Source organism: Aeromonas sp. S41-2 (genome assembly GCF_027705845.1).
Classification (GTDB): Bacteria; Pseudomonadota; Gammaproteobacteria; order Enterobacterales; family Aeromonadaceae; genus Aeromonas; species Aeromonas hydrophila.
The window spans coordinates 145,193-171,532 of the sequence record NZ_JAPDCG010000006.1; the positions used below are offsets into that span (position 1 = coordinate 145,193).

Annotated in this window: 29 protein-coding genes and 4 tRNA genes; 27 read left to right on the plus strand and 6 right to left on the minus strand. The window is 59.8% G+C overall.

Annotated features, from left to right (window positions below; translation table 11 throughout):
• Positions 1 to 33: 33 nt before the first annotated feature.
• From OKC44_RS15395 to OKC44_RS15415, 5 genes are read left to right on the plus strand one after another with little or no spacing between them, the layout of a single operon-like run.
• On the plus strand, positions 34 to 735 hold the full coding sequence (locus OKC44_RS15395; protein WP_270813885.1) for a YggS family pyridoxal phosphate-dependent enzyme: 702 nt from the start codon (positions 34 to 36) through the stop codon (positions 733 to 735).
• A 58-nt stretch (positions 736 to 793) separates the two neighbouring features.
• Positions 794 to 1,618 (plus strand): pyrroline-5-carboxylate reductase, encoded by an 825-nt coding sequence (proC, locus tag OKC44_RS15400; RefSeq protein WP_270813889.1) that lies wholly within the window; start codon positions 794 to 796, stop codon positions 1,616 to 1,618.
• 40 nt (positions 1,619 to 1,658) lie between these two features.
• Positions 1,659 to 2,210, plus strand: a complete 552-nt coding sequence (locus OKC44_RS15405) for a YggT family protein (protein ID WP_016351969.1) — start codon at positions 1,659 to 1,661, stop codon at positions 2,208 to 2,210.
• Positions 2,210 to 2,509 (plus strand): DUF167 family protein YggU, encoded by a 300-nt coding sequence (gene yggU / locus OKC44_RS15410; RefSeq protein WP_011707385.1) that lies wholly within the window; start codon positions 2,210 to 2,212, stop codon positions 2,507 to 2,509. The genes OKC44_RS15405 and yggU overlap by 1 nt, the downstream gene beginning before the upstream one ends.
• Before the next feature lie 18 nt (positions 2,510 to 2,527).
• The gene (locus OKC44_RS15415) at positions 2,528 to 2,947 is read left to right on the plus strand and encodes a DUF4426 domain-containing protein (RefSeq protein WP_011707384.1); all 420 of its coding nucleotides are present in this window, start codon (positions 2,528 to 2,530) and stop codon (positions 2,945 to 2,947) included.
• A gap of 53 nt (positions 2,948 to 3,000) precedes the next feature.
• On the opposite strand, the gene OKC44_RS15420 is transcribed toward OKC44_RS15415, so the two are convergent.
• Positions 3,001 to 3,312 (minus strand): hypothetical protein, encoded by a 312-nt coding sequence (locus OKC44_RS15420; RefSeq protein WP_016351968.1) that lies wholly within the window; start codon positions 3,310 to 3,312, stop codon positions 3,001 to 3,003.
• A 112-nt stretch (positions 3,313 to 3,424) separates the two neighbouring features.
• The gene (locus tag OKC44_RS15425; protein ID WP_270813891.1) at positions 3,425 to 5,029 is read right to left on the minus strand and encodes a peptide ABC transporter substrate-binding protein; all 1,605 of its coding nucleotides are present in this window, start codon (positions 5,027 to 5,029) and stop codon (positions 3,425 to 3,427) included.
• A gap of 172 nt (positions 5,030 to 5,201) precedes the next feature.
• On the opposite strand from OKC44_RS15425, the gene OKC44_RS15430 reads away from it, so the two are divergent.
• On the plus strand, positions 5,202 to 5,909 hold the full coding sequence (locus OKC44_RS15430; RefSeq protein WP_011707381.1) for a ParB-like protein: 708 nt from the start codon (positions 5,202 to 5,204) through the stop codon (positions 5,907 to 5,909).
• Between the two features lie 51 nt (positions 5,910 to 5,960).
• Here the strand turns inward: OKC44_RS15430 and OKC44_RS15435 are convergent, their stop codons facing one another.
• On the minus strand, positions 5,961 to 6,626 hold the full coding sequence (locus OKC44_RS15435) for a CatB-related O-acetyltransferase (RefSeq protein WP_270813893.1): 666 nt from the start codon (positions 6,624 to 6,626) through the stop codon (positions 5,961 to 5,963).
• A gap of 290 nt (positions 6,627 to 6,916) precedes the next feature.
• On the opposite strand from OKC44_RS15435, the gene OKC44_RS15440 reads away from it, so the two are divergent.
• The gene (locus tag OKC44_RS15440; RefSeq protein WP_011707379.1) at positions 6,917 to 7,345 is read left to right on the plus strand and encodes a DUF2753 domain-containing protein; all 429 of its coding nucleotides are present in this window, start codon (positions 6,917 to 6,919) and stop codon (positions 7,343 to 7,345) included.
• A gap of 3 nt (positions 7,346 to 7,348) precedes the next feature.
• Here OKC44_RS15440 and OKC44_RS15445 read toward each other — a convergent pair whose 3' ends face one another.
• Positions 7,349 to 8,098, minus strand: coding sequence for an enoyl-CoA hydratase-related protein (locus tag OKC44_RS15445; protein ID WP_270813897.1), 750 nt, complete (start codon positions 8,096 to 8,098; stop codon positions 7,349 to 7,351).
• Between the two features lie 89 nt (positions 8,099 to 8,187).
• Between OKC44_RS15445 and OKC44_RS15450 the strand changes: the two genes are divergently transcribed.
• The 3 genes from OKC44_RS15450 to OKC44_RS15460 all read left to right on the plus strand — a co-directional run bounded on the left by OKC44_RS15450 (position 8,188) and on the right by OKC44_RS15460 (position 10,095).
• Positions 8,188 to 8,628 (plus strand): copper chaperone PCu(A)C, encoded by a 441-nt coding sequence (locus OKC44_RS15450; RefSeq protein ID WP_011707377.1) that lies wholly within the window; start codon positions 8,188 to 8,190, stop codon positions 8,626 to 8,628.
• Between the two features lie 95 nt (positions 8,629 to 8,723).
• Positions 8,724 to 9,353, plus strand: a complete 630-nt coding sequence (locus OKC44_RS15455) for a TIGR04219 family outer membrane beta-barrel protein (RefSeq protein WP_011707376.1) — start codon at positions 8,724 to 8,726, stop codon at positions 9,351 to 9,353.
• Positions 9,354 to 9,417: 64 nt separating this feature from the next.
• Positions 9,418 to 10,095 (plus strand): SDR family oxidoreductase, encoded by a 678-nt coding sequence (locus tag OKC44_RS15460; protein WP_011707375.1) that lies wholly within the window; start codon positions 9,418 to 9,420, stop codon positions 10,093 to 10,095.
• Between the two features lie 85 nt (positions 10,096 to 10,180).
• Here OKC44_RS15460 and OKC44_RS15465 read toward each other — a convergent pair whose 3' ends face one another.
• Both OKC44_RS15465 and OKC44_RS15470 read right to left on the minus strand, forming a co-directional pair.
• Positions 10,181 to 11,905, minus strand: a complete 1,725-nt coding sequence (locus OKC44_RS15465; protein ID WP_270813900.1) for a proline--tRNA ligase — start codon at positions 11,903 to 11,905, stop codon at positions 10,181 to 10,183.
• A 135-nt stretch (positions 11,906 to 12,040) separates the two neighbouring features.
• Positions 12,041 to 14,050, minus strand: coding sequence for a methyl-accepting chemotaxis protein (locus OKC44_RS15470; protein WP_270813903.1), 2,010 nt, complete (start codon positions 14,048 to 14,050; stop codon positions 12,041 to 12,043).
• Positions 14,051 to 14,288: 238 nt separating this feature from the next.
• Here OKC44_RS15470 and ruvA point away from each other — a divergent pair, with 238 nt between their 5' ends.
• From ruvA to OKC44_RS15555, 17 genes are all read left to right on the plus strand, one after another.
• On the plus strand, positions 14,289 to 14,903 hold the full coding sequence (ruvA, locus tag OKC44_RS15475) for a Holliday junction branch migration protein RuvA (RefSeq protein ID WP_011707372.1): 615 nt from the start codon (positions 14,289 to 14,291) through the stop codon (positions 14,901 to 14,903).
• Positions 14,904 to 14,911: 8 nt separating this feature from the next.
• Positions 14,912 to 15,922 carry a Holliday junction branch migration DNA helicase RuvB gene (ruvB, locus tag OKC44_RS15480; protein WP_011707371.1) on the plus strand — a complete coding sequence of 337 codons (1,011 nt, stop codon included), beginning with the start codon at positions 14,912 to 14,914 and terminating at the stop codon, positions 15,920 to 15,922.
• A gap of 936 nt (positions 15,923 to 16,858) precedes the next feature.
• A complete protein-coding gene (gene cydA, locus OKC44_RS15485; RefSeq protein WP_011707370.1) occupies positions 16,859 to 18,415 on the plus strand; it encodes a cytochrome ubiquinol oxidase subunit I in 1,557 nt (518 codons plus the stop codon).
• A gap of 12 nt (positions 18,416 to 18,427) precedes the next feature.
• Entirely contained in the window at positions 18,428 to 19,564 is a 1,137-nt protein-coding gene (gene cydB / locus OKC44_RS15490; RefSeq protein WP_011707369.1) for a cytochrome d ubiquinol oxidase subunit II, read from the plus strand.
• Between the two features lie 14 nt (positions 19,565 to 19,578).
• On the plus strand, positions 19,579 to 19,695 hold the full coding sequence (gene cydX / locus OKC44_RS15495; RefSeq protein ID WP_005304933.1) for a cytochrome bd-I oxidase subunit CydX: 117 nt from the start codon (positions 19,579 to 19,581) through the stop codon (positions 19,693 to 19,695).
• Positions 19,682 to 19,993, plus strand: a complete 312-nt coding sequence (locus tag OKC44_RS15500) for a cyd operon YbgE family protein (protein WP_039213707.1) — start codon at positions 19,682 to 19,684, stop codon at positions 19,991 to 19,993. The genes cydX and OKC44_RS15500 overlap by 14 nt, the downstream gene beginning before the upstream one ends.
• Positions 19,994 to 20,098: 105 nt before the next feature.
• Complete coding sequence (gene ybgC / locus OKC44_RS15505; RefSeq protein WP_011707367.1) at positions 20,099 to 20,506, plus strand: tol-pal system-associated acyl-CoA thioesterase; 408 nt, start codon at positions 20,099 to 20,101, stop codon at positions 20,504 to 20,506.
• Positions 20,496 to 21,185 carry a protein TolQ gene (gene tolQ, locus OKC44_RS15510; RefSeq protein WP_011707366.1) on the plus strand — a complete coding sequence of 230 codons (690 nt, stop codon included), beginning with the start codon at positions 20,496 to 20,498 and terminating at the stop codon, positions 21,183 to 21,185. Before ybgC ends, tolQ begins: the two co-directional genes overlap by 11 nt.
• Positions 21,185 to 21,631, plus strand: a complete 447-nt coding sequence (gene tolR / locus OKC44_RS15515; protein WP_011707365.1) for a protein TolR — start codon at positions 21,185 to 21,187, stop codon at positions 21,629 to 21,631. The genes tolQ and tolR overlap by 1 nt, the downstream gene beginning before the upstream one ends.
• 5 nt (positions 21,632 to 21,636) lie before the next feature.
• Complete coding sequence (gene tolA / locus OKC44_RS15520; RefSeq protein WP_011707364.1) at positions 21,637 to 22,800, plus strand: cell envelope integrity protein TolA; 1,164 nt, start codon at positions 21,637 to 21,639, stop codon at positions 22,798 to 22,800.
• 94 nt (positions 22,801 to 22,894) lie between these two features.
• On the plus strand, positions 22,895 to 24,220 hold the full coding sequence (gene tolB, locus OKC44_RS15525) for a Tol-Pal system beta propeller repeat protein TolB (protein WP_270813908.1): 1,326 nt from the start codon (positions 22,895 to 22,897) through the stop codon (positions 24,218 to 24,220).
• A gap of 49 nt (positions 24,221 to 24,269) precedes the next feature.
• The gene (pal, locus tag OKC44_RS15530; RefSeq protein WP_005304908.1) at positions 24,270 to 24,794 is read left to right on the plus strand and encodes a peptidoglycan-associated lipoprotein Pal; all 525 of its coding nucleotides are present in this window, start codon (positions 24,270 to 24,272) and stop codon (positions 24,792 to 24,794) included.
• Positions 24,795 to 24,952: 158 nt separating this feature from the next.
• Positions 24,953 to 25,762: a tol-pal system protein YbgF gene (ybgF, locus tag OKC44_RS15535; RefSeq protein ID WP_270813911.1), complete on the plus strand. Its 810-nt coding sequence runs from the start codon at positions 24,953 to 24,955 to the stop codon at positions 25,760 to 25,762.
• Between the two features lie 174 nt (positions 25,763 to 25,936).
• Positions 25,937 to 26,012, plus strand: a tRNA-Lys gene (locus OKC44_RS15540).
• A gap of 31 nt (positions 26,013 to 26,043) precedes the next feature.
• Positions 26,044 to 26,119: transfer RNA gene (locus OKC44_RS15545), tRNA-Val, on the plus strand.
• Positions 26,120 to 26,167: 48 nt separating this feature from the next.
• Positions 26,168 to 26,243: transfer RNA gene (locus OKC44_RS15550), tRNA-Lys, on the plus strand.
• Between the two features lie 21 nt (positions 26,244 to 26,264).
• A tRNA-Val gene (locus OKC44_RS15555) sits at positions 26,265 to 26,340 on the plus strand.

A 26,340-nucleotide genomic window follows, 5' to 3' on the forward strand; every position in this document is an offset into this window, starting at 1 on the left:
GTCATTCTCCCATCACAAGATCACTAACGAAACATGAACCAGATTGCCGAGCACCTGCTTCAGGTCAAGGAACGTATTGTACAAGCCGCCAGTCGCGCGGGCCGAAGCCGCGATCACATCCAGTTGCTGGCGGTCAGCAAGACCAAACCGCTGGAGGCCGTTTGCGAGGCCTATGCCGCCGGTCAGCGCCGCTTCGGCGAATCCTACGCCCAGGAAGCGGCGACCAAGATAGATACCCTGCGTGAGCAAGGGGTCTGTGCAGACATAGAGTGGCACTTTATCGGCCCGCTGCAATCGAACAAATCCAGGCTGGTGGCCGAGCGCTTCGACTGGGTGCAGAGCGTGGACAGAGAGAAGCTGATCGAACGCCTGAACAACCAGCGCCCGAGCGGGCTCGCGCCGCTAAATGTCTGTCTGCAAATCAATATTAGCGGAGAGAGCAGCAAATCCGGAACGTCGGAGCAAGAGATTTTCCGCCTGGCTGAACTGGTCTCCCGCTGTGAACGGCTGCGGCTGCGCGGCCTGATGGCGATTCCGGAGCACACCAGCGACGAGGCGGTGCTGGCCGCCCAGATGGTGCGCATGCAGACTCTGTTCACCGAGCTTGCGCAACAATACCCGGGCGTCGACACCCTCTCGATGGGGATGACCGAGGATCTCGAACTGGCGATCGGCCACGGCAGCACCATGGTGCGGGTCGGTACCGCCATCTTCGGTGCTCGCGACTATTCATGAGCAAGGCCCGGGATGCGATGCATCGGGCAGTGCTTTTTTCAGATAACAGGAGCGTTTGATGCAGCATAGAATCCTCGCCTTTATCGGGGCGGGCAACATGAGCCGCAGTATCATTGCCGGTCTGGTTCAGTCGGGCTATCCGGCCGACCGGATCATCGCCGCCAACCCCAGTCGGCCCAAGCTGGATGCGCTGGCCAACGACTACGGCATCCGCATCACCCAGGACAACGCCGAGGCGGCCCGGGCGGCGGAGGTGATCGTGCTGGCGGTCAAGCCGCAGCTGATGGCGGCCATGCTGAGCGCGCTGGTGGCACAGCTGGGCACGCTGGAGGGCAAGCTGCTCATCTCCATCGCCGCCGGCATCAAGGTGGCGCGGCTGGCCGAGATGGCGGGCGGCCACGACCGGATCATCCGCACCATGCCGAACACCCCCTCTCTGCTGGGGCTGGGGATGACGGGACTGTACGCCCCGCCCGGCATCGAGCAGGCCGACCGGGCGTTGGCCGAGCAGATGATGCAGGCGGTGGGCAAAACCCTGTGGGTGGAGCAGGAGTCAGCCATCAACGGCGTCATCGCCGCGGCCGGCAGTGCGCCTGCCTACTTCTTCCTGTTCATGCAGGCCATCGCCGAAGAGGCCGAGGCCATGGGCTTCTCCCCCGAGCAGGCCCGCCTGCTGGTGCAGCAGACCGCCCTTGGCGCGGCGGCCATGGTCGAGCAGAATCCCGAGCTGTCGTTGCAGACCTTGCGCGAGCAGGTGACCAGCAAGGGCGGCACCACCGCCGAGGCGATCAAGACTTTCCAGCAGCAGGGACTGATGCCGCTGACGGCACACGCCATGCAGGCAGCCGTTGCCCGGGCCGGCGAAATGGAAACCCTGTTCTGAACCCGATTTCTCTTACTCTCTGTCTCAACCTGGAGCCCAGATGAACACTGCTTACTTTCTGATTAACACGATTTTTGACCTCTATCTCATGGTGGTGCTGTTGCGCGTCTGGCTGCAGTGGGCCCGCGCAGACTTCTACAACCCCATGAGCCAGATGGTGGTCAAGCTGACCAATCCGCTGGTGGTGCCGCTGCGCCGGGTCATTCCCGGGTTTGGCGGGCTGGACATGGCCTCTGTGCTGCTGGCCATCATCATCGCCTTCGCCAAGCTGGCGCTGCTCAAGAGCATGAACGTGCTGCTGGCCGACTGGCTCACCCTCAGCCTGTTTGCCGGCCTCACCGTGCTGAAGAAGGCCGGCTCCATGATCTTCTGGGTGCTGCTGATCCGCGCCATCCTGAGCTGGGTCAGTCAGGGTCGCAACCCCATCGAGTACGTGATGCACCAGCTGACCGAGCCCTTCCTGGCCCCCATCCGCCGCATTCTGCCGGCACTGGGCGGGCTGGATCTCTCCGTGTTGGTCGCCTTTATCGGGCTGCAGGCCATAAACTATCTGTTGGGTGATCTGTTCGGCCAGCTGTGGTGGATGATTTGATGGCAGCCGTCCTGCGGGAAGGGGATGAGCTGATAATGCATCTGATGATCCAGCCCAAGGCGAGTCGGGATCAGATCGTCGGATTGCATGGAGAAGAGTTGAAAGTGGCCATCACGGCGCCGCCGGTGGATGGGCAGGCCAACAGCCACTTGATCAAGTATCTGGCCAAGCAGTTCAAGGTGGCCAAGGGGCAGGTTCGCATCGTGCGGGGGGAGCTGGGGCGGCACAAGACGGTCGCCATCGAGGCGCCCAGGCAGATCCCCGCCGAGGTCAGTGCCCTGCTGGACAATCAGGGTTAACACGAGAAGGATGACACCATGAAAACAGCCTGGATAAGCTGCCTGCTGGCACTGCTGCTGACCTTGCCCCTGCGGGCCGAACAGATGAAGGAGCTGGGCCCCTGGCAGGTGCACTACAGCGCCTTCAACTCCAGCTTCCTCACCCCCGAGGTAGCCAAGGCCTACGGTCTGGAGCGCAGCCGCTACAACGGCATCGTCAACATCGCGGTGCAGAACAAGCAGGGGGTCGCCCAGGCGGTGGGGATCAGCGGCGAGGCCAAGAACCTCACCGGCACCATCCGCAACCTGAGCTTCCAGGAGGTCAAGGAGGGGGATGCCATCTACTATCTGGCGGTGCTGCCCTACCGCAACGAGGATACCTACCAGTTCACCCTGAAGATCATGGGAGAGGGGCAGCAGCAGACGCTGACCTTCCAGCAGACCTTCTACGTCGACTGATATCGGTACCTGTCATGCCCAGAAAAAGCCCCGAACGCAGGTTCGGGGCTTTTTTATGACGGCGAGTCGGCCGGCGGGGTGAAGTCGTGGATCTCCCCGATCCGCGGGGTGAAGCGGGGGTCCTGATCCCGGTTGTGCTCCACCCACTCCATGGCCTGACAGAAGCTCTCCCGCTTCGAGAACTCGCTGCGCACCTGATCGATGGCCCGCTCCGCGCTGCGCCGCTCCATCTTGCTGGCCTTGCGGTCGCTGAACTGCTTGTGCTGGGCCAGCATCCACTCGGTGAAGGCCTGGCGGCACTGTGCCTCGCTGGCTGCCTGGGCGGGCAGGGCCGCCAGCAGGGCGATCATCAATAAATAGCGCATAACAACATCGGCGACTGAGGGGAGTGGTTGTCTGAAAGGGCGGCATTCTATGCCGAAAACTTGAGCATGAACAGGGGAAGAGAGGGAGCCGGCATGGCCGGCCCCCACAGGGTCAGTGCTTGACGAGGTAGAGCTGGCGGCTGTAGGCCACGTCTTCCGGGTTGTTGATGGGATAACCCTTGAGCCAGGGCTTGATCAGCCGGGCGTTGGTGTACTGATAGATGGGGGCGATGGGCGCCTCGTCCTGCAGTATGGTTTCGGCTTCATCGAACAGGCGGGCCCGTTCACGGGGATCCTGGCTGTTGGCTGCCTTGGCCAGCAGGGCATCGTAGTCGGCATTGGCGAAGCGGGCCATGTTGCCGCTGTGGTGGGAGCCCCACAGGCCGAGGAAGGCGGACGGGTCGTTGTAGTCGGCTACCCAGGAGGAGCGGATCACCTCGAACTGGCCGCTCTGGCGGCTGTCGAGATAGGTTTTCCACTCCTGATTGGTGAGCTCGACCCGGGCTCCCAGCTTCTGTTTCCACAGGTTGGCGATGGCCAGCGCCATTTTCTTGTGTACCTCGGCCGTGTTGTAGAGCAGGGTCAGCTTGAGCGGGTTGGCCGGGCCGTAGCCCGCTTCCTTGAGCAGGGATCTGGCCTTGTCGTCCAGCTCCTGCTGACTGCTGCTGGAGAGCAGGTTGGCCTTGGGCTCGAAGCCGGCAACCACGTCCGGGGTGAAGTGATAGGCCGGTTTTTCTCCGGTGCCCAGGATCTTGCTGGCGATGAGGCCCCGGTCAATGGTGTAGGAGAGCGCCTTGCGCACCCGCACGTCGTTGAGGGGGGCGCGCTGGGTATTGAAGGCGTAGTAGTAGGTGCCGAGCTGATCCGGGGTATAGACCTCGCCCGGGATCTGCTGCATCAGTTTGTGATACTGCTCCTTGGGGAAGGACTCGGTGATGTGCAGGTCGCCGGCCAGGTAGCGGTTGGTGGCCGCGCTCTCCTGGTTGATGGGCACGAAGGTGACCTTGGTCAGCACGGTATGGGCGCGATCCCAGTAGTAGGGGTTGGGGGTCAGCTCCAGCTTCTCGTTCACCACCCGGTGACTCAGCACGAAGGCACCGTTGCCGACCAGCTTGCCGGGCTGGGTCCACTGGTTGCCGTATTGCTCCATGCTGGCACGATGCAGTGGCGACAGGCTGGGGTGGGTCAGCAGGCTCAGGAAGTAGGGCACTGGCTGGGAGAGGGTCACCTGCAGGGTATGCTCATCGAGGGCCTTCACTCCGAGCTTTGCGGGGGGCAGCTTGCCGGCCACTATCTCATCCACCTTGTCGAAGCGGGCCAGTTGGGCGAACCAGGCAAAGGTGGCGGCCTCTTTGGGATCGACCAGTTTGCGCCAGCCGTAGACGAAGTCGGCGGCCTGCACGGGATCGCCGTTGGACCAGCGGGCATCCGGTCGCAGATGGAAGGTGAAGCGCTGATTGCCCTGGTTGTCCCAGCTGGCGGCGACCCCGGGCTGCACCTTGCCGTCCGGTCCCTGGGTCAGCAGCCCCTCGTAGAGATCCCGCAGTACCTGCAACTCGGGCAGGCCGACCAGCTTGAGCGGGCTCAGGCTCGCCGGCTCGTCTTTCAGATGACGCACAACGGCCTGTTCGGCGGCGAGCTGGGTGCCGGGTGGAACATCGGCAGCCTGGACACAGGCACAGCCCAGCAGGGCCAGCAGGGGACTCCATCCTTTCATGGTTGATCCTTCAAATAGTGTGAAGCGGGGTGAAAACTCGGCGAGAAGTGATCGCCGACAGACGGGAAATCATGATATCCCGTTTGCTGGTCAGACCGCCAGTATGAGTCCCTTGGATGAGGGGACTCTCCGGCATCTTATTTGACCCGCCATTCGGGCAGAGGAGTGAGCAATGAGAACATGGATCCTGTTGGCCCTGGCCATCAGTCAGGGGGCCTGGGCGCTGGCGCCGTGTGAGCGCGAGAGCCAGGTTGGCAGCTGGTGCGAGGTGAACATAGATCAACTGCATCCGACCCAGGGTGGCGTGGGCCAGATCCAGGTCGACAACACCCAGGCCGAACTGGCGGGCAAGAGTGCAAAGCAGCTCGACAAGTTGATGAAAAAGAAAGAGATCCCCATCGTCATTGCGCCCGATGGCGGTTACTGGCTGGTGGACAGGCACCATCTGACCAAGGCGCTGTGGCAGTCTGGCGTGAAGCAGGTGCGGGTCAAGGTGATCGCCAGGTTGCAGGACAAGGAGAACTTCTGGAGCCAGATGCAGTGCAACCACTGGGCCTGGCTCAAGGATGAAAAGGGCGGCGCACTGACGCCGCAGCAACTGCCGGCCCACATCGGCGAACTGCCGGATTACCCCTACCGGACGGTGGCCGGGCTGCTGCAGGATGCGGGCTATTTCGACAAGCGGGAGCAGGTCTACTTCGTCGAGTTTGCCTGGGCCAGCTGGCTCGGCCAGCAGATGGACTGGCTGCCGGTCGACAGCGCCAATCTGGCGGATCGCCTCTATCAGGCCAAGCGGCTGGCGTGCAGCAGCAAGGCGGCGGATCTGCCCGGTTATCCCGGCAAGCAGTGCCGGGTCAACCAGTCGCGCAGCGGCAACTGAGGGGATAGCCGCTATCAAAGCAATTGCGGGGGGCCTATGCCCCCCGCTTCGTCATGAGGGTTGCCGGGCCTGCTGCCAGTGCGCGGCGGCCTGTTCCAGCAGGGCCACTTCGCCTTGCTGGATCTGCGGCAGCAAGGCCTGCACCTGGGCATCTGGCCACTCCCACCAGGCCAGCGCCTGCAAGCGGGCGATCTCCTCCTCAGCAAAGCGCATCCTGATAACCTTGGCCGGGGTACCAGCCACCATGGCATAGGGCGGCACATCCTGATTGACCAGGGCGCGCGCCGCTATGATGGCCCCGTCGCCGACGGTGACCCCCGGCATGATCATGGCGTCCATGCCGATCCAGACATCGTTGCCGATGCGGGTGTCGCCGGCAGGGCGATAGCTGCGCTGGAGGGCATCGAGATCGGCAAACGGATAGGTGCTGATGAAGTCGGCATTGTGGGTGTGGTTGCCGCCCATCAGGATCTTCACCCCGGCGGCTATTTGCACATAGTCGCCGATATGCAGCTGATCGATGTGCCAGAGCGGCTCCCAGCCGGTCTCTGGGTTGCGGCTGAAGCTGTCGCCGTGCAGATAGCGCACGGCGGCCTCTTCAAACGGGCCGTCCCAGGCGCCGGAGTAGTAGCTGTGGCACCCCTTCAGGTGGATATTGGGGTTGCTCACCGTCAGGTGCAGGTACTCGACCTGCGACCAGTGTTGGCAGGGTTTCATGGTTGTCTCCTCGTTCAAATGGATAGGGTGGATGGCGCGAGGAGCGCAGCTAATAGGTCCAGACCAGCAGGCGGGGCACGCACAGGGTCGAGCAGCCCAGATCCTGGGGTAAACGGGGTCGCAGCATGGAGAGTGCGGGTCCTGAAGGGTGGATCGGCATGGTAAGTCATATGGGGATGGGGGCCAAGCCTAGCATCGTTGTCTGGTCAAAACCTGCACGAAATATCGGGTTGATATTCATTCTCAACTGGGCATGATAAAAGTCCCACCCATCAACTTGGGAGATCGGCATGACCCATCAAATCTGGCAGCGTTACATGCTGGAGGCTGAAAACGCACTGGGCGCGGGCGCGCTCGGCACCGCCATCTGCCTCTATCAGCAGGCCCTCGCCGAGGTATACGAACTGAGTGACGGTGAGCTGGACGAGTTGGCCAGCATGCGGGTGGCGACCTGCCACCGGCTGGCCGATTTCTGGCGCGCCATGGAGGAGCCGGCCTACGAGCTGCGCTACCTCAAGCTGGCCTCCGAGCTGGTGACGGCGTTGGTGCCCCAGTGCCCGAACCAGGAGTGCGAATCCCTCATCAGCGAACTGGGTTGCTGTCGGGCGGCGCTGCTCTCTTTCCTCAAGCGCCACCCCAATCCTGACATCGCTCGCTTGATCCAGCTGCAGGATCAGGTGCAGGGCTGCGAGCTGATCGGCCGTTTTCGCCTCAACTGAGGATCATTTACGGCCTTTGAGGCGCTGGGCGATCCGCGTTTGTGCCTCTTCCCCCTGCAGGGCGAGGGAGAAGGCGCGCGCCTCCAGATCGATGACGAAGTGCACCGCCTGCCTGAGCTCCTGCTTGAGCAGCGCCTTGCTCTTTTGCAGCGCCTTCGGCGCCTTGGCCGCCAGCTTCAAACCCTGCTCCCGGGCAAAGGGGAGCAGGTCTTCGGCCGCCAGCACCCGGTTGGCGAGCCCCAACCGCAGTGCCTCGTCGGCATCGATGGCTTCGGCCAGCAGCAGCAGCTCCGCCGCCTTCAAGTGACCCACGCTGCGCGGCAGCAGCAGGCTGGAGGCAAACTCCGGCACCAGCCCCAGTTCGACGAAGGGCAGTTGCAGGCGGGCATTGTCGGCCAGATAGACCAGATCGCAGTGCAGCAGCAGGGTGGTGCCGATGCCGACTGCCGCACCGCCGACCGCGGCGATCACCGGCTTCGGGAAGTCGGCCAGGGTGTGGAGGAACTGCAAGATGGGATCGTCAGCCTCCAGGGTCTCTTTCCCCACGAAGTCGGCCAGATCATTGCCGGCGGTAAAGCAGTCGCTCTGCCCCTGGATGAGCAGGGCGTGGATGGCGTCATCTTCCGTCGCTTGTCGCAAGGCGTCGGTGAGCGCACGATACATGGCGGTATTGAGAGCATTGCGCTTGTCGGGACGATTGAGGGTCAGGGTGAGCAAGCCATCCTGCTGCTCGACAATGATAATGGGGTCCATGTCTAAATCCTTGTTATTGCTGGCTGTCAAAAGCTTACTGCTGCGGTAATCTTTGCTGCGTTTAACAACATCATAAAAGGATTTCAACCATGTTTAAACGTGCGTTCTATTCCCTGCTGGCCCTGGGGCTGGCTGCTCCCGCCCTGGCCAAGGTCGAGGCCGTCGACGGCTATGTGCGCCTGCTGCCGCCGGGCTCGCCCAACACCGCCGCCTTTCTGGTGCTGAAGAATGATGCCGATCAGCCGGTCAAGCTGGTGGCTGCCGCCTCGCCCGAGGTGGGCCGCGCCGAACTGCACACCCATTTGCACGAGAACGGTGTGATGAAGATGCGCCAGGTCGAGAGCATAGAGGTGCCGGCCAAGGGCGAAGTGGCGCTCAAACCCGGCAGCTTTCACATCATGCTGTTCGAGGTGCGCGAGCTCTCCCAGGGCACCCCTTTCCCGCTGACATTGACCATGGATGATGGCCAGAAGCTGGAGTTGAGCCTGCCGGTGAAGCCGATTGAACCCATGGCAGGTATGCAGCACTGACATTAATGGACGCTTGTTCAGTTTTTTACACTGTGTATTCCCGTCGCACTGGGTAAAATGATGGCCTTTCCAGTCCATAGATAGAGAGTGACGTGATGAAGAAGACCTTGATTGCCGGTTGCGTACTGGCCCTGTTCAGCCAGGCAGCCATGGCTGCCGATGACTGGCGTTTCGCTGCCGGTACCGATGTATGGAATGCTCAGGGCAGCGGCCAGATCAACGGTGTCGGGGCCAACGGCAGCTACGACGAGAACTACAACTGGAGCGGCTACCTGCAACTGGAGCACGGCATCATCCTGCTGCCCAACGCCAAGTTCGAGATCTCCGATTTCGGTACCAGCGGCGGCGCCCTCAACAACGATCTGATGGCGTATGACCTGAGCCTCTACTATCGCCTGTTCAACAACGACCTGTTCCAGATCGATCTGGGTCTGACCGGTCGTCGCTACGATGGTGATTTCAACACCCAGCACTACTCCTATGACAAGGACGTGCTGATGGCCTACACCGGCGCCGAAGTGCGTATCCCGGGTACCGGCTTTGCCGCCTTCGGCGATGCCCGCGTGCAGGATGCCGACAACTACGACTACCGTCTGGGTGGCTCCTATAAGTTCGCGACCGTACCGCTCAAGGTGCGTGCCGGCTGGCGTGATGCGAGCATGGACTTCGATCGCGTTGACCAGCGGGTCGACGGCTGGTTCATCGGTGGCGAATTCACCTTCTAATTCCGGCAACGGCTGATGACGATGGCCCCATCATCCCGATGGCGGCATCCGACGAGGAAAGAGCATGGGTCATATCATAGTGACGGGGGCGGGGTCCGGTCTGGGCCGGGCGCTCACCATAGGTCTGGTTGAACGCGGTCATCAGGTCTCCATGATGGGGCGTCGTTATCAGAGGCTGCAGGAGCAGGAGGAGTTGCTCGGCAAGGCGGTGATCGGCATCGCCGCCGATCTGGCACACCACGAGGAAGTGGACGTGGCATTTGCCGCCGCGGTGGAGTGGGGCGGCCTGCCCGAGCTGGTGCTGCACTGCGCCGGCGTGGGCGAGTTCGGCCCGGTCGGTGTCTATACCGCCGAGCAGATCCGCCGGGTGGTGGAGAGCAACCTCATCTCCACCATTCTGGTGGCCCAGCAGACGGTGCGCCTCATCGGCGACAAGGGCGGTGTGCTGGCCAACGTGCTCTCCTCCGCCGCCCAGGTGGGCAAGGCCAACGAGAGTCTCTACTGCGCCTCCAAATGGGGCATGCGCGGCTTTCTGGAGTCGTTGCGGGCCGAGCTGAAAGGCTCGCCGCTGCGGCTGGTGAACCTCTATCCGAGCGGGATCCGCAGTGAATTCTGGGACAACTCGGATCATGTGGACAGCAGCGGCTTCATGACCCCGGAAGACGCCGCCGCCTACATGCTGGATGCGCTGGAAGCCAGAAGCAGCTGCCATGTGACCGATCTCTTCATCGGTCGCAACTAGTTGTGGCCAGCCTCGCCTCTGCCCTGCGGCAGAAAACAAAAAGCGCGCCATCTGGCGCGCTTTTTTATGGGGGCAAGGGGCGAAATTAACGGCCCAGCTTGGCCTTGAGCAGGGCAACGATCTCGCTGATCGCCACTTCCTGCTTCTCGCCGGAGCGGCGGCACTTGTACTCCACCACGCCGTTGTCCAGACCGCGATCGCCGATGACGATGGCGTGCGGCACACCCAGCAGCTCCATGTCGGCGAACATCACGCCCGGGCGCTCTTTACGGTCATCGAACAGCACATCCACACCGGCGGCTTTCAGCTCGGTGTAGAACTGCTGTGCCTGCTCGGCCACACGCTCGGATTTGTGCATGTTCATCGGCACGATGGCCACTTCGAACGGGGCGATGGCTTCCGGCCAGATGATGCCGTACTGGTCGTTGTTCTGCTCGATGGCGGCAGCCACCAGACGGGAAACCCCGATACCGTAGCAACCCATCTCCATGGTGACGGACTTGCCGCCCTCGTTCAGCACGCTCGCCTTCATGGCTTCGGAGTACTTGGTACCCAGCTGGAAGATGTGGCCCACTTCGATGCCGCGCTTGAGCAGCAGCTTGCCCTGGCCGCACGGGCTCGGGTCGCCTTCTACCACATTGCGCAGGTCGGCCACTTCATAGGTCGCGATGTCGCGATCCCAGTTGGCGCCGGTCAGGTGGAAGCCGGTCTCGTTGGCGCCACAGACGAAGTCGGCCAGATGGGCGGCGCTGCGATCGGCGATGATGCGACCGGCAAAGCCGACCGGGCCGATGGAGCCTGCGTCGCAACCGGCGGCAGCCTTGATCTGCTCGTCGTTGGCGAAGGTCAGCGGGTTGGCAACACCCGGCAGCTTCTCGGCCTTGATTTCGTTCAGCTCGTGGTCGCCACGCAGGACCAGGGCGATGACGGCCTGTTTGCCGTGCTCGTCCTCTTCGCCCAGCACCAGCAGGGTCTTGGCGATGGCGCTCGGCGCCACGTTCAGGAAGGCGGCCACATCAATGATGGTGTGGACGGCCGGGGTGGCAACCTTGGTCAGGGCCGCGGTGGCGGCAGGGCGCTCGCCAGCCGGTGCCAGCGCTTCGGCCATCTCGATGTTGGCGGCGTAATCTGATGTATCGGAGAAGGCGATCAGATCTTCACCGCTCTCTGCCAGCACCTGGAATTCGTGGGAGCCAGTACCCCCGATGGAGCCGGTATCGGCCTGCACCGGACGGAAGTTCAGCCCCATGCGGGTGAAGGCGGCGCAGTAGGCGGCGTGCATCCGCTCGTAGGTTTCGATCAGCGAAGCCTTGTCGATGTGGAAGGAGTAGGCGTCCTTCATCAGGAATTCGCGACCACGCATCACGCCGAAGCGGGGACGCACTTCATCGCGGAACTTGGTCTGGATCTGGTAGAGGTTGAGCGGCAGCTGCTTGTAGCTGTTCACTTCGTAACGCACCAGCGAGGTGATCACCTCTTCGTGGGTCGGACCCAGCACGAAGGGACGGTTGTGGCGGTCGGTCAGACGGCACAGCTCGGGACCGTAGTCATCCCAGCGGCCGGACTCCTGCCACAGCTCGGCGGGTTGCACCACCGGCATGGAGACTTCGATGGCACCAGCATTGTTCATCTCTTCGCGAACAATGTTCTCGATTTTTTTCAGAACCCGCAGACCGGACGGCAGCCAGGCATACATGCCGGAGGCCAGTTTGCGGATCATGCCGGCGCGCAGCATCAGCTGGTGGCTGACGATCTCGGCATCGGACGGGGTTTCCTTGAGAGTGGAAAGCAGATATTGGCTGGTACGCATCGCGGTAGACCTTAGCTAAGACGGGCGGCTGGGCCCTGGATAATTTCAAGAGCGGAATTTTAACAGGCCGGACCCTGCGGCCCAAGGGCTAAATTCGTACGATGGGAGAAAGCGGGGGCATAGCCCCCGCGTTGGTCAGACCCGAAATTGCGACAGCAGGCGCTGTTGCAGCAGGCTGGCCTGATGCAGGGAGGAGGCGAGCTGCAGGCACTCCTGCGCCTCCTGCTCGCCGGTCTGGGCCTGCAGGCTGATGCCGGAGACCTTGTCCGAGGTGTGGCTGAGGGTATGGGAGAGCTGGCCGGTGGCATCCGCCACCTGTTGCACCATGTCCGCCAGATGGTCGATGGCCTCTTCCACCTTGAACAGGATCTGCCTGGTGTTGTCGGAGTCTTCCATGCCGGATTCCACAGTCTTCAGATTGCGCTGCATCATCAGATAGGCTTTCTCGGTCTGTTGCTGGATGTTGTTGATCACCTCGGTTATTTCGGCACTGGAAGAGGCGGTGCGATTGGCCAGGGTGCGCACCTCGTCGGCCACCACGGCAAAGCCGCGACCCATTTCGCCGGCCCGGGCCGCCTCGATGGCGGCGTTGAGCGCCAGCAGGTTGGTCTGTTCCGAAATGCTGCTGATGGTGGAGATGATCTGGCCAATCTGGCTGGCCTGCTCCTTGAGGGCATTGATGGCGTTGGCGCACTCGCCCACTTCCACCACTACCCGCTGCATGCCGTTGCTGGCGGAGGTCACGTATTGGCTGCTCTCGGCGGTGAGCTGGCGTACCTCGTTGGCGTTTTGTGCCGCCAGGCTGCAGTTGTCCGAGATGGAGGTGGCGACCTGGACCATCTGCTCGCTGTCGTGGTGCAGTGCCTGGGCGTGTTCGGCGGTCTGGCGACTGCTCTGGCTGATGGCTTCGACCCGGTTGACCGAGGTGTGGACGTGCTCGCTGATGTGCTGGTTATTGTCCATGGTGGAGCTGATCATCTTCTGCAGTTTTTCTATGAAGCGATCTACGCTGCCGGCCAGCGAGCCAATCTCGTCGTCGCGCTTGAGATTGATGCGGGCATTGAGGTCGCCTTCTCCCGCTGCGATATCCTGCATGCGTTGATTGACCTGCAGCAGGGGTTTGACGATGGTGCGCACCAGCCAGAAGCCGCACAGGGTCACGAGCAGCAGGCTCAACAGCAGACCCCCCAGCAGCAGGTTCCTGGTGTGGCTGATGATGCTGTTGAGCTGGTTCACCTGATCTTCGACCGTGGCGTCCCCCTTGGCTTCGACCTCGACCAGTTGCTGCTTGAGCTGGTCGGCGCTGCGTTCATAGTTGACCAGTTGACCCTGATACTCGCTCAGAGCCGCCATCCACTGCACCATCAGCCGCTGCACCTCGGTTTGCAAGGTGCGGTACTGGGTTGCCAGCGACTGGCCGGCAAATTCTCCTTCGCCTGGCACATCAAACATGCCGCTGCCGAGCATGGCGTCGACTGCTTCCTGATAGAAGCGGGTTGCCTCCTTCATCTCGGCTTGGATGGCGGGAGTCGGCCCCTCGCTCTGCATCTTCTCCAGCGCATAGAGCTGGCGCAGGAAGCCGATGTTGGCCTCCATGCCGCCATCGGCAGCATGCCAGCGGGTTGCCAGACCGCCATTCCAGCTGATGGCCTGATCCGGCGACTGGGTCAGGCTCTCGACCGCGCCGTCCCCCACCACCTCAAGCTGGGTCGAGAGGCGGGACATGCGCTCCGAGCTGGCGCGCAGCGCCTGATCGACGCTGGTAAAGGCCCGGTAGAGTGCCAGCAACTGCTCCTGTTGCTGCTGATAGGCCAGATGCTGCTGATCCATCGCGCTGATGGCGGTGGCGTCGATCAACCGGCCTTCCCCCACCCGGCGCATGGCATCGGCGGTGGCCGCTCTGGCGCGCTGCAGCTCCGGCTCGTCGAGCGGCATGCCTCTGAGCATCTTCTGGATGTAGAGCGACTGGTTGCCGAGCTCGATGGATCCTTCCATGGCGCCATCGGCAGTCTGCCAGGCGGCGCCCAATACATAGGAGAGCAGATCCGCCAGTCGCTGGCTGCCATACCAGCCGACGATGCCCATCCCCAGCGTGCAGCTGAGCAGAATGGTCAGCCCGAGATTCGATGTGGTGACAATTTTCATGATGCAGGACCTTCCTTGGCTCCGAACAAACCCAATTCAGTGTTTTATCAATGGCGGGGATTCGCCATTCCCGATGAAAAATAAAGTTGTTGCCATGCCCGGATCCAAGCATGGCTGGCAACGGGCAAACGTGCTGAGAATCCGCCCCGATCCTCACCGCCCTATGCTGGATACTTATCCAGTTATTCTTTATGCTATGAGCCAATTTACAGATAGCTGGTTTGGTGAGGAGATTGCCGTGATTGGTCGCTTGAGAGGCGTAGTCATTGAGAAACAACCCCCCGAGGTACTGCTGGAGGTCGGGGGTGTGGGCTATGAGGTACAGATGCCCATGAGCTGCTTCTATGATCTGCCCGAGATCGGCAAGGAGGCGACCATCCACACCCACTTCGTGGTGCGGGAAGATGCCCAGCTGCTATATGGCTTCAACCACAAGCAGGAACGGGCGCTGTTTCGCGAACTGATCAAGACCAACGGGGTCGGTCCCAAGCTGGCGCTGGCCATCCTCTCCGGCATGACCGCCACCCAGTTCGTGCTGAGCGTCGAGCGCGAAGAGATCAGCTCCCTGGTCAAGTTGCCTGGAGTGGGCAAGAAGACCGCCGAGCGGCTGGTGGTGGAGATGAAGGACCGGCTCAAGGGCTGGGTCAGTCACGATCTCTTCTCGCCGGCCGAGATCACCCTGCCTGCCAGAGAGAGTGCCCTGCGGGCGCCGGATTCGAGCGAAGAGGCAGCCAGCGCGCTGGTGGCGCTTGGCTACAAGCCGCAGCAGGCCAGCCAGATCGTCAGCAAGGTCGCTGCCGACGGCATGTCGGTGGAAGATATCATCCGTGAAGCACTGCGCAGCCTGGTGTGAGGTAGACAATGATTGAAGCGGATCGTCTCATCTCCGCCTCCGGCGGGCGGGAAGAGGAAGTCATCGATCGGGCCATCCGGCCCAAGCTGCTGGCCGATTACACCGGTCAGGATCCCGTCTGCGAGCAGATGGAGATCTTCATCGCGGCGGCGCGCCAGCGCGGCGAGGCGCTCGATCACCTGCTGATCTTCGGCCCGCCGGGGCTTGGCAAGACCACGCTGGCCAACATCGTGGCCAACGAGATGGGGGTCAACATCAAGACCACTTCCGGCCCGGTGCTGGAGAAGGCCGGTGATCTGGCGGCGCTGCTCACCAACCTCGAACCAAACGACGTGCTGTTCATCGACGAGATCCACCGCCTCAGTCCGGTGGTGGAGGAGGTGCTCTACCCGGCGATGGAGGATTACCAGCTCGACATCATGATCGGGGAGGGGCCAGCCGCCCGTTCCATCAAGCTCGATCTGCCCCCCTTCACCCTGATCGGTGCCACTACCCGGGCTGGCTCTCTCACCAGTCCGCTGCGGGATCGTTTTGGCATAGTGCAACGGCTCGAGTTCTACAACGTCAAGGATCTGACCGACATCGTCGCGCGCAGCGCCCGTTGCCTCGGGCTCGACATGACGGAAGACGGTGCGCTGGAGGTGGCGCGTCGTTCGCGCGGTACGCCGCGAATTGCTAACCGTTTGTTGCGCCGGGTGCGCGATTTTGCCCAGGTGAAATCTGACGGCCGCATCGATGGACCCATAGCGGCCCGAGCCATGGACATGCTGGACGTGGATAATGAAGGCTTCGACTTCATGGACCGTAAGTTATTGTTGGCTGTGATAGACAAGTTTCTGGGCGGGCCGGTGGGGCTCGACAACCTGGCGGCTGCCATCGGGGAGGAGAAGGACACTATCGAGGATGTACTCGAGCCTTATCTGATCCAGCAGGGCTATCTGCAACGTACACCCAGAGGGCGGATCGCGACACCAAGAGCTTATGCGCATTTTGGCCTGCAACGGCCAGATGAAGGGTGAAAATAGCTGATTGAACAAAAAACCGCCGCCAGAGGCGGTTTTTTGTTATCCGGGCAAAAAAAAGCCCACTGCGGATGCGGTGGGCAAAGACAATTCAGGATGGATGTTCACAGACAGTGAGTGCGTCTGGAGACAGACCGGTAAAAAAACAGAGGAGCCGTCGCGAGGCCTCAGAGTCGGTTCATTTGATAGAGCTGCACGAACGAAAGCTTGTAGTAACGGATGGTTTTAGCAACAAACTTTTTCATCTTTGATTCCAATAAACAGGTTCGAAATGTTCATCGAATACGTACCGGGAACCCAGATTGACCGGCCTGTATCCAAGGGTATGCCCTCACTGCGAGGCGCATTGTAGGAGCTCTATCGGACTCGGACAAACAAGAAAAATTACCTATCTCAGATTAGATTAACTAATCATTTTGCCGGCTTGTGGAATTAGCATGAACATGCGCTTTTAGTGGTTTTTAATTAGTTTTATTCGGGCCCAGCACAGCCACAGGAAACATTATGAAAACGACCTTGTCAGTTGTTTTTTAACAGAACCATTACTAATTGGTGATAAATATAAATTTGATTTAAATCAATGATTTGCGATCTTTGTTTTTTTGTGACGCAGCTCTCTAAAATAAATCTAATCGGCCGTGAAAGTGCCTTTAAAAGGCATGTATTCATGATGGTTTTACATTGATTTCAATCAAATAAAGGTGATATAAAACGCAGGTCATTATGGGCGGGAATAAAGCAAGCTGGATTGTTTTGTAATTGTTAAACATTAGCTTTTTTTGTTCCCTATTATTGCCTTGTTGTTAATGTGGTGGCAGTCGAATCCGGTCGTCAGTGCAAAACTGGAACATGACCGATAATTCGGGGACTTCCAACGGAAGCTTTGTCCTTAAAACTTAAAATAGCCGTGCCAATAATCGGTGAGGAAACATCATGATTGCTGAGCATGTGGTAGACCTATCGCGGTTCCAATTCGCTGCGACGGCCCTTTATCACTTCCTGTTTGTGCCCCTGACGCTCGGAATGGCCTTCATTCTGGCGATCATGGAGTCTGTCTATGTGATGACCAACAACCCTGTCTACCGGGACATGACCAAGTTCTGGGGCAAGTTGTTTGGTATCAACTTTGCCCTTGGGGTCACCACAGGGCTGACCATGGAGTTTCAGTTCGGTACCAACTGGGCTTACTACTCCCACTACGTCGGCGATATCTTCGGGGCCCCGCTGGCCATCGAAGGCTTGATGGCCTTCTTCCTGGAATCCACCTTCGTCGGTATGTTCTTCTTCGGTTGGGATCGTCTCTCCAAGCGTCAGCACCTGGCTGCGACCTGGCTGATGGCGCTGGGGACCAACCTCTCCGCCCTCTGGATCCTGGTGGCCAACGGCTGGATGCAGAACCCGGTCGGTGCCGAGTTCAACTTCGAATCCATGCGGATGGAGATGGTGAGCTTCGCCGAGCTGGTGTTCAACCCGGTTGCTCAGGTCAAGTTCGTGCATACCGTTGCGGCCGGCTACACCACGGGCGCCATGTTCGTGCTGGGTATCTCTTCCTACTACCTGCTGAAGAATCGTGATGTGGCCTTTGCCCGTCGCTCCTTCGCCATCGCAGCCGCTTTCGGCATGGCTTCCATCCTCTCCGTGCTGATCCTCGGTGACGAGTCCGGTTACGAGACCGGTGAAGTGCAGAAGGTGAAACTGGCGGCCATCGAGGCCGAGTGGAACACCGAGCCGGCACCTGCCTCCTTTACCCTGTTCGGCATTCCGAATCAGGAAGAGATGCGCACCGACTACGCCATCAAGATCCCCTATGCGCTCGGTATCATCGCCACCCGTTCCCTGGATGGCCAGGTTACCGGCCTCAAGGATCTGAAGAGCGAGCATGAGCTGCGCGTGCGCAACGGCATGACCGCCTACGACCTGTTGACCAAGCTGCAATCCGGCGACAAGTCCGACGATACCCGTGCCCGCTTCGATGAAGTGAAGCAGGATCTGGGCTACGGTCTGCTGCTCAAGCGCTACACCAACAACGTCACCGATGCCACCGACGAACAGATCAAGGCTGCCGTGGATGACTCCATCCCGCAGGTTGCGCCGCTGTTCTTCGCCTTCCGCATCATGGTTGCCTGCGGCATGCTGATGCTGCTGCTGATCGGTCTGGCCTTCTATGACAGCACCCGTCACAAGATCGGCGAGCGCAAATGGCTGCTCAAGGCGTTGCTGTACGGTATCCCCTTGCCCTGGATCGCCATCGAGTGTGGCTGGTTCGTCGCTGAGTATGGCCGTCAGCCCTGGACCATCGCCGAAGTGCTGCCGACCTCCGTCTCTGCATCCAATGTGCCGGCGTCCGAGATCTGGTTCTCCCTGATCGGGATCTGCCTGTTCTATACCGTACTGCTGATCATCGAGATGTACCTGATGTTCAAGTACGCGCGTCTGGGCCCAAGCAGCCTGAAGACGGGCAAGTACCACTTCGAACAGAGCAAGGCATAAGGAGAGTAACCCATGTTTGATTACGAAATGTTGCGTCTGGTCTGGTGGGTGCTGGTCGGTGTCTTGCTGATCGGTTTCGCCATCACCGACGGCTTCGATATGGGGGTGGGCGCACTGCTCCCCTTCGTCGGCAAGAAGGATGTCGAGCGTCGGGTGATGCTCAACACCATGGGCCCGCACTGGGAAGGCAACCAGGTATGGCTGGTGACTGCCGGTGGTGCCCTGTTTGCCGCCTGGCCCATGGTCTATGCCGCAGCCTTCTCCGGCTTCTACATCGCCATGATCCTGACGCTGATGGCCCTGTTCTTCCGCCCGGTCGGCTTCAAGTACCGTTCCCTGCGTGAAGACGCCAAGTGGCGCAGCAACTGGGACTGGGCACTGTTCGTCGGCAGTGCGGTACCGCCCATCGTGTTTGGCGTGGCATTCGGCAACCTGCTGCAGGGCGTACCGTTCGACTTCAACCAGTTCATGATGCTGACCTATCACGGCAACTTCTTCGGTCTGCTCAATCCGTTCGGCCTGCTGGCCGGCCTGGTGAGCCTGTTCATGCTGGTCACTCAGGGTGCGACCTGGCTGATGATGAAGACCGACGGTGAAGTGCTGGCCCGCTCCCGCACTGCCGCCATGATCTGCTCGCTGCTGACGCTGGTGCTGTTCGGTCTGGCCGGTTTCTGGGTCAGCGGCATGGAAGGCTATGTGGTGGTCAAGGCGGCCGCGACCGATGCCGTTTCCAATCCGATGAACAAGGAAGTGGTGCGTCAGGCCGGAGCCTGGATGAACAACTACAGCCTCTATCCCTGGATGGTTGCAGCACCTGTGCTGGGTCTGGCCATGAGCCTGCTGACCGCGCTGTTCGCCAAACTGAACAAGGGCTGGCTGGCGTTCACTACCTCCTCCCTGGCGGTTGCCGGCGTGATCCTGACTGCAGGCTTCTCCATGTTCCCGTTCGTGATGCCTTCCAGTCTTGAGCCGTCACTGAGCCTGACCATGTGGGATGCCACTGCCTCCTTCAACACCCTCAAGGTGATGACGGTGGCGGCTGCCATCTTCGTACCGATTGTGCTGGGTTATACCCTGTGGACCTACATCAAGATGTTCGGCCGGGTGACCAGCAAGCACATCGAAGACAACCAACAATCGCTCTACTAAGAAGGTGCCCTGATATGTGGTATTTCACCTGGATCCTGGGTCTGTTGCTGGCTTGCGCATTCGGCATCATCAATGCGCTCTGGCTGGAGCACACCGAGAACATGGATCGCCAGATCGATGAGAACAAGTGATCGACTCGCCCGGTTGGCCGCTCCATTGGAGCGCCAACCCTGGCAGGGGTTGATGCTGTTGGCGGCGGCCCTGCTGGCCGTCGCCATTTTACAGGCTCCCAACCTGGTGGCCGCCAATACCAGTGAACACGGGCTCTGGCTCGCGCCCTGGCTGATGTGGGCGGTCTGTTGTGGCGTCATGCACGGGCTGGGATTTCATCCCCGCAGCCTCATCGGTCGTGTGCTGTTTTGCCCCTGGCTCGCCTGGCCCAGTTTGTTATATGGGCTCTGGTTGACCCAAGGCTATTTCCTTTCATAAAAAACGGGGGGAGGCAGGATTTCCCTGCTTCCCCCTGCTTCTTTCCTATTCAGCCCTGCGCTATGATAGCCCCCCATCTGACTGTCGAATGGATCACAGATTGTTATGGGGGAAGTCTCTGAGTTTCCGGTACGGGTCTACTACGAAGACACCGATGCCGGGGGCATCGTCTACAACGCCAATTATCTCAAGTTTATGGAACGTGCTCGCACCGAGTTCCTGCGCTGCGGCGGCATCGAACAGGATGTCATGCTGCGCGACGGGTTCGCGTTTGTGGTGAGTCGAACAGAGATCGATTTCCGCTCGGCGGCCCGATTTAATGAGCTTTTAACTGTATTAACGCAAGTGACTGAAGTGAAACGCGCCTCCATGCGTTTTTCACAACGGATACTGGCGGCTGATGGACGACTGATCACCCAGGCCATGGTACAGATAGCCTGTGTCAGTCATCCGCATATGAAACCTGTTGCAATACCTGAAAATGTGAAGGGAGTGCTGTTAAGTGCACGCTGAAATTTCGTTTATTGGCCTGTTTTGGCAAGCCAGCCTGCTGGTAAAACTGGTCATGATGACCCTGATGGGTATGTCGGTAGTTTCCTGGGCGCTGATCATCCAGCGTTCCAAGGCCATCAAGGCAGCCAATCTCGCATCGGAGCAATTTGAAGACAGATTCTGGTCCGGGGTCGATCTGAACCGTCTCTACCAGGAGTCCTCCTCCCGTCGCGACGACATCGAAGGCATGGAAGACATCTTCTACTCCGGCTTCAAGGAGTACGCCCGTCTGCTCAAGGCCGGTGCCCGTGGTCAGGATGCGGTGATGGACGGTACTTACCGCGCCATGCGGGTCTCCCTTTCCCGCGCCGTGGACGAACTGGAATCCAACCTGCCGGTGCTGGCGACCATCGGCTCCATCAGCCCCTACATCGGTCTGTTTGGTACCGTCTGGGGGATCATGAACGCCTTTATCGCCCTGGGTCAGGTGCAGCAGGCCACCCTGCAGATGGTGGCACCCGGTATCGCGGAAGCGCTGATCGCCACCGCCATGGGTCTGTTTGCCGCCATCCCGGCCGTTATCTTCTACAACCGCTTCTCCAACAAGGTCGAGCGGCTGGAAAACGCCTACGCCAACTTCATGGACGAGTTCACCACCATTCTGAACCGTCAAATTGCTCAGCAGCAGGGTGATCAGTAATGCAAACCTATCAGCGGATCCGGCGCAAGAAGGTGGCCGAGATCAACGTGGTTCCCTATATCGACGTCATGCTGGTGCTGCTTATCATCTTCATGGCGGTGACGCCCGTGATCACGCAAGGGGTCAAGGTTGACCTGCCGCAGGCGGAATCCGAGCAGTTGCCGGAAGATGCCAAGCCGCCCTTCATCGTCAGCGTCAACACCGAAGGTGAGTACGTCATCAAGGCCGGCGAGGCCGATGACGAGCCGGTGCCTGCCGGTACTCCCGAGGCGATGCAGCAATACATCACCGAGAAGGCCATGGGCTATCTGGCCATCAACCAGAACGCCCCCGTGGTGGTCGCCGGCGACAAGTCGGTGCGCTATGAAGAGGTGATCCTGCTGATGGTGGCCCTCAAGAAAGCGGGTGTGCCTCAGGTCGGCCTGATGACGGATCCGGTGAACTGACGGAGATGGATGTGAAGCGTGGTATTTCCGGTTATCTCATCGCGTCGCTTCTGCTGCACCTGATCATCGGCATCATCCTGTTTGTCGGGCTCGATTTCAGCAAGCCGAAGCGACCCGAGTCGAAGGGGCAGATCGTCAATGCCGTCATGCTCGACGAGAATTTCCTCAACGAGCAGGCCAAGCAGATCCAGCAGCAGAAGTCTCAGCCCAAGCCGCAGAAGGTAGAGAAAGAGAAGGATAAGGAAGACACGGACATCGCCAAGCGCGAGCTGGCCCAGCAGCAGGAGCGGCTGCGTATCGCCGAGACCAAGCGCAAGGAGGCCGAAGAGGCCACCCGCAAGGCCGAGGCTGAAAAGCAGAAGAAGGTAGCCGAGCAGAAGCAGGCGGAAGAGAAGGCCCAGAAGGCCGAGGAAGCCCGCAAGCTGGAAGAGCAGAAAGCCAAGAAGGTGGAAGCCGAGCGCAAGGCCGCGGAAGAAGAGAGCAAGGCGTTGGCGCTGAAGAAGAAAAAGGAACAAGAGAAGAAAGAGGCCGAAGAGAAGCAGGCCAAGGCGGACGCAGCCAAGAAGGCGGAAGCCGAGAAGAAGGCCAAGCAGGAGGCTGAGAAGAAAGCCAAGGCCGAAGCGGACAAGAAAGCCAAGGCGGAGGCCGAGAAAAAGGCCAAGGCCGAAGCCGACAAGAAAGCCAAGGAGGCCAAGGAAGAGGCCGCCAAGAAGGCAAAAGCTGACGCAGAGAAGAAAGCCAAGGCGGAGGCCGACAAGCAGGCCAAGATCGCCGCAGAGCGCAAGCGCAAGGCGGCCGAGGAGGCCAAGCTGCAAAAAGAGATGGAAGACATGATGCAGCAGCAGCTGGCGGCTGAGGCCAATGCCCGTAGTCAGGCGGCATCTGCTGCAGCGCAGGGCGAGGTCGACAAATACGCGGCACTCATCAAGGCGACTGTTGAGCGATATATGATTTTGGATCCCACCATGCGGGGCAAAACATGTACTATCGGCGTACGTCTTGCGAGCACTGGCTTTGTCATCTCGGTAGATAACGGCCAGGGTGACCCGGCGGTATGTCGTTCCGGCAAGGCGGCCGTATTGAAGGCCAACCAACTGCCGGTGCCGAAGGATCCTGCGGCGTTCGAGATGTTGAAGGAGTTCAACCTCAAGTTGGAACCGAGCATCTAAGGCCTGGATAAGGTAAATCGTGTAGCGTGGTTGGCAGCATCTTGCCGAGAAAGGAAGTTAATCTCTCATTTTTTTGGAACCGAGTATTTAAGCCATGATAAGAAAAGTGTTTTTTGCTTTGGTTGGCTGTTTGTTGCTGGGCCAGAGCGCCCAGGCGGCCTTGGACATCGTCATCACTGGCGGTATCGACAGTGCCCGACCCATTGCGGTCGCCCCCTTCAAGTGGGAAGGCAATGGCCAGCTGCCGCAGGACATCGCGGAAGTGGTCTCCAACGACCTGATGCGCAGCGGCAAGTTCAAGCCGCTGGCTCGTGGCCAGATGCCGCAGACGCCGAGCACCAGCGGTGAAATCAACTTCGCACCCTGGGCTTCGCAAGGGGTCGAGGCCGTGGTGGTCGGTTCCATTGCGGCTGTCGGCGACGGTACCTACAAGATCAACTTCGAGCTGGTCGACGTGCTGAAGGGCCAGCTGGCCAAGGCGCAAGGTGGCGAGAGCAACGGCTACATCCTGGACAGCCGCATGGCGACCATCCCGGGTGCCCAGATGCGTCAGTTTGCTCACCGCATCTCCGACATCGTCTATGAGCGCCTGACCGGCGAGCGTGGGGCCTTCCTGACCCGCCTGGCTTATGTCTCCGTCCAGCAGGGCACCCAGTTCCCGTATCAGCTGCGCATCGCCGACTACGACGGTTACAACGAGAAGACCCTGCTGCGCTCCCGCGAGCCGCTGATGTCCCCGGCCTGGTCGCCGGATGGCAGCAAGCTGGCCTACGTGAGTTTCGAGAACCAGAAGTCCGAGATCTATGTGCAGGACATCTACACCCAGCAACGCAGCCTGATCACCAGTTTCCGCGGGATCAACAGTGCGCCTGAGTGGTCGCCGGATGGTCGTCGTCTGGCTATCGTTCTCTCCAAGGATGGTTCACCGAACCTCTATGTGGTTGATGTCGCTAGCAAGCAGCTGACCCGCGTCACAACCAGCCGGGTGATCGACACCGAACCCTCCTGGATGCCGGACGGGCAAAATTTGTTGTTCACCTCTGAACGTGGTGGCAAACCCCAGATTTATAGCGTAAATTTGGCGACTGGTATGACTCGCCGGATGACTTGGGAAGGTGAATCCAACCAGGGCGCATCCATCACTCCTGATGGCAAAATCATGGTGATGGTGACTCGTGTTCAGGGGCAGTACCGTATTGCCCGTCAGGACATGGAAAACAATGCCCTGCTGGTCCTTACCCAGAGTGCGCTGGATGAGTCGCCAAGTGTGGCTCCCAATGGCAGCATGATCATTTATGCCACCATCTATCAGGGTCGTAAGAGTCTCGCGTTGGTGTCGACTGATGGTCGCTTCAAGGCTGTGCTTCCGACCAGTAGCGGTGAAATTCGTGCACCAGCTTGGTCGCCCTTCTTGAATTGATAAAAATCCAATTGTTTTTTGTTTTGTTATAAAGGTTTAAGGAAATAGCATGCAACTCAATAAACTGCTCAAGGGTTTGGCCATCGCACTGCCACTGTTCACCCTGGCCGCTTGTAGCTCTTCTTCTGATTCTGACGCCGCTGGCGCTGAATCAGGTATGACCGACGGCATGGGCGGTGTACAAACCGGCGGCGCCAACGGCATGTTGTCCCCGGAAGAGCAGATGCGTCAGAAGTTCGAAGCGCTGCAACGTGACAACGTGATCTACTTCCCGTTCGACGGTTACGATATCCAGGGTCAGTACGCTGATCTGCTGGATGCCCACGCCAGCTACCTGCGCGAGCGCCCGAGCGTGAAAGTCCTGATCGAAGGTCACGCCGACGAGCGCGGTACTCCGGAGTACAACATCGCCCTGGGCGAGCGTCGTGCCAAGGCCGTTGCCAAGTATCTGCAAACCCTGGGTGTGCAGGCCGAGCAGCTCTCCATCGTCAGCTATGGCGAAGAGAAGCCGCTGGACATGTCCCACACCGAGGATGCCTTTGCCAAAAACCGCCGTGCGGTTCTGGTTTACTAAGGTTTAAACCGAACAAAGTTCGTTTATATGCAAGCGGCCATTTCGATGGCCGTTTTATTTGCACTAAACGCCAAGGTTTGATCCGAATGAAATCTGCATAAGCGAGCGACGATGGCGCTGGCCGTTTTATTTGCCCTAAACGCTAAGGTTTGATCCGAATGAAATCTGTGTACAAGCAAGCTGTTGTTGCGCTGGCCGTATTGGGTGCTCTGAATGCGCAGGCGGCGGCTCCCGTCAGCGATCTGAGCGGTGACTCGGGTGGTGGTGTTGTCCTTAGCGGCAACAACGGCGCCATCGTGCCCACCGGCAGCCTGGAAGACAGGGTTGCCCTGCTGGAACGCACCCTCAATGCCCGTCTGCGGTTGCAAGCCGAATTGCAGCAGCAGGTCGACTCCCTGCAGGGGGAGGTCTCCGAGCTGCGCGGTCAGCTGGAACAGCAGACCTACCAGATGGAACAGTCGCAAGAGCGTCAGCGTCAGCTCTATCAGGAGCTCGACAAGGTAGCCAACAGCCAGCCTGCTGCTACGCCAGCAGCCCCGGCAGCCGCCGCTGCGAGCGCGACACCGGCAGCTGCGGCCAACTACTCGACCAACCTGAATGAGAACCAGGCCTATGATGCGGCCGTGAACATGGTGCTCAAGGAGAAGAACTACGACAAGGCCATCCCCGCCTTCGAAGGGTTCATCAAACAGTATCCAAGCTCGAGCTATGTCCCCAATGCCCATTACTGGCTGGGTCAGCTGTTGTTCAACAAGGGTGACCGGACCGGCGCTGCTGCCCAGTTCACCACGGTGGCAACCAAGTTCAGCAAGTCGCCCAAGCGAGCCGATGCGCTGTTGAAGCTGGGCATGCTGGCACAGCTTGACGGCAAGAAGGCGGAAGCGAAGAACTTCTATGAGCAGGTGATCAAGGGTTACCCGAACACCTCGCCGGCCCAACTGGCCAAGCAGAGTTTGAGCAAGCTGTAACATTGCTGCATGTCACTGTTTTCGTAACAGTCTTGTAAATACAGTCCCGCTTTGTATGCGCAATGAACAAACAGATTGAATTTAAGATTTTTCTATTGCGCCAGGATGATAAATCCGTAATATAGGCCGCCGTCAGAGCCGGTGCAGTATTGCAGTCGGTCCTGGTCGTGGTGAGGGTCGTTAGCTCAGTCGGTAGAGCAGTTGACTTTTAATCAATTGGTCGCTGGTTCGAATCCAGCACGACCCACCATTCTCTCCACCAGGTGGAGACAGCATTCCCTGGTCGCTTAGCTCAGCTGGGAGAGCACCTCCCTTACAAGGAGGGGGTCACTGGTTCGATCCCAGTAGCGACCACCAGTTTTAAACTGTTTGCCAAGGCAAGCAGTGTGCCAGGCAAGTCGGTGTGGGTCGTTAGCTCAGTCGGTAGAGCAGTTGACTCTTAATCAATTGGTCGTAGGTTCGATCCCTACACGACCCACCAATCTGGCCACAAGAATTCCCAGGTCGTTTAGCTCAGCTGGGAGAGCACCTCCCTTACAAGGAGGGGGTCACTGGTTCGATCCCAGTAACGACCACCA

Excerpts from the sequence above, each read along its gene's own strand:
- OKC44_RS15395 (WP_270813885.1), top strand. The coding sequence starts at position 34 with ATGAACCAGATTGCCGAGCACCTGCTTCAGGTCAAGGAACGTATTGTA.
- proC (WP_270813889.1), top strand. The coding sequence starts at position 794 with ATGCAGCATAGAATCCTCGCCTTTATCGGGGCGGGCAACATGAGCCGC.
- OKC44_RS15405 (WP_016351969.1), top strand. The coding sequence starts at position 1,659 with ATGAACACTGCTTACTTTCTGATTAACACGATTTTTGACCTCTATCTC.
- yggU (WP_011707385.1), top strand. The coding sequence starts at position 2,210 with ATGGCAGCCGTCCTGCGGGAAGGGGATGAGCTGATAATGCATCTGATG.
- OKC44_RS15415 (WP_011707384.1), top strand. The coding sequence starts at position 2,528 with ATGAAAACAGCCTGGATAAGCTGCCTGCTGGCACTGCTGCTGACCTTG.
- OKC44_RS15420 (WP_016351968.1), bottom strand. The coding sequence starts at position 3,312 with ATGCGCTATTTATTGATGATCGCCCTGCTGGCGGCCCTGCCCGCCCAG.
- OKC44_RS15425 (WP_270813891.1), bottom strand. The coding sequence starts at position 5,029 with ATGAAAGGATGGAGTCCCCTGCTGGCCCTGCTGGGCTGTGCCTGTGTC.
- OKC44_RS15430 (WP_011707381.1), top strand. The coding sequence starts at position 5,202 with ATGAGAACATGGATCCTGTTGGCCCTGGCCATCAGTCAGGGGGCCTGG.
- OKC44_RS15435 (WP_270813893.1), bottom strand. The coding sequence starts at position 6,626 with ATGAAACCCTGCCAACACTGGTCGCAGGTCGAGTACCTGCACCTGACG.
- OKC44_RS15440 (WP_011707379.1), top strand. The coding sequence starts at position 6,917 with ATGACCCATCAAATCTGGCAGCGTTACATGCTGGAGGCTGAAAACGCA.
- OKC44_RS15445 (WP_270813897.1), bottom strand. The coding sequence starts at position 8,098 with ATGGACCCCATTATCATTGTCGAGCAGCAGGATGGCTTGCTCACCCTG.
- OKC44_RS15450 (WP_011707377.1), top strand. The coding sequence starts at position 8,188 with ATGTTTAAACGTGCGTTCTATTCCCTGCTGGCCCTGGGGCTGGCTGCT.
- OKC44_RS15455 (WP_011707376.1), top strand. The coding sequence starts at position 8,724 with ATGAAGAAGACCTTGATTGCCGGTTGCGTACTGGCCCTGTTCAGCCAG.
- OKC44_RS15460 (WP_011707375.1), top strand. The coding sequence starts at position 9,418 with ATGGGTCATATCATAGTGACGGGGGCGGGGTCCGGTCTGGGCCGGGCG.
- OKC44_RS15465 (WP_270813900.1), bottom strand. The coding sequence starts at position 11,905 with ATGCGTACCAGCCAATATCTGCTTTCCACTCTCAAGGAAACCCCGTCC.
- OKC44_RS15470 (WP_270813903.1), bottom strand. The coding sequence starts at position 14,050 with ATGAAAATTGTCACCACATCGAATCTCGGGCTGACCATTCTGCTCAGC.
- ruvB (WP_011707371.1), top strand. The coding sequence starts at position 14,912 with ATGATTGAAGCGGATCGTCTCATCTCCGCCTCCGGCGGGCGGGAAGAG.
- cydA (WP_011707370.1), top strand. The coding sequence starts at position 16,859 with ATGATTGCTGAGCATGTGGTAGACCTATCGCGGTTCCAATTCGCTGCG.
- cydB (WP_011707369.1), top strand. The coding sequence starts at position 18,428 with ATGTTTGATTACGAAATGTTGCGTCTGGTCTGGTGGGTGCTGGTCGGT.
- cydX (WP_005304933.1), top strand. The coding sequence starts at position 19,579 with ATGTGGTATTTCACCTGGATCCTGGGTCTGTTGCTGGCTTGCGCATTC.
- OKC44_RS15500 (WP_039213707.1), top strand. The coding sequence starts at position 19,682 with ATGAGAACAAGTGATCGACTCGCCCGGTTGGCCGCTCCATTGGAGCGC.
- ybgC (WP_011707367.1), top strand. The coding sequence starts at position 20,099 with ATGGGGGAAGTCTCTGAGTTTCCGGTACGGGTCTACTACGAAGACACC.
- tolR (WP_011707365.1), top strand. The coding sequence starts at position 21,185 with ATGCAAACCTATCAGCGGATCCGGCGCAAGAAGGTGGCCGAGATCAAC.
- tolA (WP_011707364.1), top strand. The coding sequence starts at position 21,637 with ATGGATGTGAAGCGTGGTATTTCCGGTTATCTCATCGCGTCGCTTCTG.
- tolB (WP_270813908.1), top strand. The coding sequence starts at position 22,895 with ATGATAAGAAAAGTGTTTTTTGCTTTGGTTGGCTGTTTGTTGCTGGGC.
- pal (WP_005304908.1), top strand. The coding sequence starts at position 24,270 with ATGCAACTCAATAAACTGCTCAAGGGTTTGGCCATCGCACTGCCACTG.
- ybgF (WP_270813911.1), top strand. The coding sequence starts at position 24,953 with ATGAAATCTGTGTACAAGCAAGCTGTTGTTGCGCTGGCCGTATTGGGT.